Origin of the sequence: Zhongshania sp., assembly GCF_041623545.1 — a bacterium.
Classification (GTDB): Bacteria; Pseudomonadota; Gammaproteobacteria; order Pseudomonadales; family Spongiibacteraceae; genus Spongiibacter.
On the sequence record NZ_JBFJWS010000340.1, the window covers coordinates 1 to 3293 of the forward strand.

The 3293-nt window shown below is 50.0% G+C and carries 4 protein-coding genes; 2 read left to right on the top strand and 2 right to left on the bottom strand.

The genetic code is table 11. The features are described 5' to 3' along the window. Positions 1-983 (bottom strand): Rieske 2Fe-2S domain-containing protein (locus tag ABYT30_RS17490; RefSeq protein WP_373097759.1); only part of this gene is annotated, 983 nt, incomplete at its 3' end. A 124-nt stretch (positions 984-1107) separates the two neighbouring features. Between ABYT30_RS17490 and ABYT30_RS17495 the strand changes: the two genes are divergently transcribed. Next, entirely contained in the window at positions 1108-2052 is a 945-nt protein-coding gene (locus tag ABYT30_RS17495; RefSeq protein ID WP_373082329.1) for a LysR family transcriptional regulator, read from the top strand. Between the two features lie 14 nt (positions 2053-2066). Continuing rightward, positions 2067-2876 carry an enoyl-CoA hydratase/isomerase family protein gene (locus ABYT30_RS17500; protein WP_373097761.1) on the top strand — a complete coding sequence of 270 codons (810 nt, stop codon included), beginning with the start codon at positions 2067-2069 and terminating at the stop codon, positions 2874-2876. Between the two features lie 98 nt (positions 2877-2974). Here ABYT30_RS17500 and ABYT30_RS17505 read toward each other — a convergent pair. Further along, a partial coding sequence (locus ABYT30_RS17505) for a universal stress protein (protein ID WP_373097763.1) occupies positions 2975-3293 on the bottom strand: 319 nt, incomplete at its 5' end.

Here is a 3293-nt window from a genome sequence, read left to right on the forward strand (position 1 = left end):
GCACCAAAAATAATGACAAAATTGGGAAAAAACTGAAACGAATCAAAACCGTAACTAGGTGAACGTGTCGGGTTCAGGCCCGCCGGCATCGGACCGAGATTATTCCGCTTATTCCACGGTCCAGTGGCGCCCGCCTCCATAACGCATTCAATGGGTTTTGAATAATCGGATTTTTTCGACGGCTCCCCCGCAAAAGAGAACATGCGGTGCTTGCCCTTAAGCTGGTAGGCCAATGCATCGGTAAAGGGATTGGGTGATTCCAAAGCGGTTTTTGCCGCAGCGCTCAAATTGCCGAATGACGCCGCGTGCAAATACGGGCCGTGATAGCTTTCGGCAAAGCCATCCATAAATATTTTCCAGTTGCACTGCAACTCCGCCTTAAACTTATACACTTGATGAGGGCCGGCAAACGGGTAACCTTCTATGCCGTGCGCCAACTCGCCGAGAAAGTCCCGCACTGTTTCGGTATTCTTGGGGTTGAGATTAATAAAAATAAAGCCTTCCCACACCTCGCACTGAATTTTTGGTACTTGGCACTGATCAGCTTCAAAATCCAGTAATAAGTCTTTTCGCGTTGGCGCGATCAGGCTGCCATCCAGGTTATAGCGCCAGCCGTGAAAACGGCAGAACAACACTGGCGCCCGCCCCTCAGTTTCTTGAAAAGGGTCATCCTTCCATACCAATTTATTACCACGATGCGGGCAGATATTATGAAAAGCACGAACTACATCATCTTTACCCCGCACCAATAAAACAGAGGTTTCTGCAAAGGCAAACTCGCGGGTGAAATAGCTCCCCTTCTCCGGCAGTTGCTCTATGCGACCAACGTAGAGCCAACTTTTCTTAAACACATGCTCGCGCTCCTTTTCGTAAAATTCCTCTGACACGCAATCCTCAAAGGACACTGGCCCCCGCCCCAACTCGGGGTAATCATCACTCCAATGCCCGCTAGCGGGTTTAGTGACCAATGGTTCTTGGCTCATGGCTTTTCCTTATTATTGGCAGTGGTTGCTGTAGCTTCGCTTATCTAAACCTTACACTTGACGAAGGCGGGGCAATAGCGCCACCATCTGAAAATGGTGTTGCAAATATGGAACGATATATCTCATGGATCACAAACTGCCCTTCGATATCGACGCACTCTTGATCTTCGCAAAGGTCGTTGAATGTCGCAGCCTTACACGCGCGGCGGCGCTTTTAGGTATGCCCAAATCCACAGTGAGCCGCAAAATCAGTAAACTAGAAGAGGATTTGGGGCTTAAGCTGCTACGCAAGAACACTCACCAAATCACCGTTACTGATCTAGGGGAGAAGATCGTAAAACACAGCCTCAATATCGCCAGCGAGGCCAATCACATCCAGGCCCTAGTTGAAGGCAGCAAACAGGAACCCCAAGGCGTTCTTAGGGCAGCCATTCCCCTATTTGTCGGTATCGATTTTGCCTCCCGAGTGGGTGCAACTTTTTTACAACGCTATCCTAAGGCGCAATTGGAAATGCGCCTTGTCGACAATGTGGTCCATCCCGTGAAAGATGGTTTCGACCTTGTTTTTGGTATTGGCCCACTGCAAGACTCGACCCTGATCGCCAGAAAGCTATTTACCTTAGACTGCTTTCTGTGCGCCTCACCCGAGTACATTAGTACCCTAAGCGCTCCCCTAGAGGCTCCGAAGGACATTGAGGCCCTACCGTTTATTGACTGTGGGTTCTACAGCGGCAGCCGTAAGCTAGTCTTTAACAAAGGTACCGAGCGGCACGCCTTTTCACCATTTGTCCGCGCCCAAGCTAATAATTTTCAAGTTAGTAAACAATATATCTTGCAGGGACTCGGTGTCGGCGCGATGCCTCGCGACATAATTTGTTCTGAAGAATTGCAGCGCGGTACAATCGTACCGGTATTGCCGGAGTGGGACCTTGAGAGCCTAGAGGTCTATATGATCTACCCCCACCAGCTATCGTTTTCAAATCTGATCAACGCTTTTTATGAAGTCGCCTTTGAGATCATTAGCGAAAACACCGAAATTAGCCGAAACCTATTACCAACAAGAAATTAAGCCGGTAAGCGCTTATGAATAAGGAACGTCCCCACATGGAAAACCAGTCAATTCAATACCAATTAAACGACAGCGGTGTTGCCACAATCACCCTTAATCGACCCGATATCCACAACGCCTTTGACGATACCATCATTGCCGCGTTAACCGCCGCATTTAAAATGGCCGGCGAAGACCCCGCCGTGCGAATTGTTGTGCTGGCGGCAAGCGGGAAAAGCTTTTGCGCGGGCGGCGATCTTAACTGGATGCGCCGTATGGCTGGCTATAATTACGAGGAGAATTTGCGTGACGCCAACGCCCTCGCCGACATGCTGCGCACCTTAAACTATTTACCTAAACCCACAATTGCCAGGGTGCAAGGCGCCGCATACGGCGGTGGTGTGGGCTTAGTTGCCTGCTGCGATATCGCGGTAGCGTCACCAGATGCGGCATTCTGTCTAAGTGAAGTTAAAGTGGGCTTGATACCCGCCACCATTGGTCCCTATGTGGTAAGGGCGATTGGCCAACGGGCTTCGCGTCGTTACTTCACCACAGCGGAACTCATTAGCGCGGAGACCGCCCGTGAATTAGGCCTCGTTTCCGAACTCGTCAATAATGAAGAATTGGACAACACGATCGCAGGTATTATAAAAGGCTTGCTCCGCAATGGCCCGCAGGCAGTGGCAGAAGCGAAACGTCTGGTACTGGACGTTGCCGACGGTGAAATCAATGCCGAGATGATTGCCGACACCAGCCAGCGTATTGCCCAAACTCGTGGTTCCGACGAGGGACGGGAGGGACTAACAGCGTTTTTGGAGAAACGTAAGCCGGGCTGGATTCAGTAGCTAATTGGGTCTAAATAGAAGGGAGCACCGCGGCTAGCAATAGCGCGGATGTACAACAAACTCACCGCAAGACGCTTGCGGTGAGTTTGTTGTTTTACTTAGCGCAACAGCAAAAGTGGCTGACGATTTTTTTGCAACATCTTGGCAGTAAAGCTGCCTAATAACATGCCCCGTAAGGGGTGATGACTATAGGCACCCATCACGGTCATATCGATGTCATTATCGACTTGATACTGACACAGCACGTCTTCACCACGCCCCTGCAAACAGACGGTGGTATGTACTATATCTGCTTTGCTCAGCAAGCCTGACGCCTCTAATAACAAACTTTCACCAAGTCGCTCTTCGCCAACATAAACCAGATGGCAGGGAATATCTTTAAACAAGGCACTGTTCAGCATCATATTAAGCGCCTTA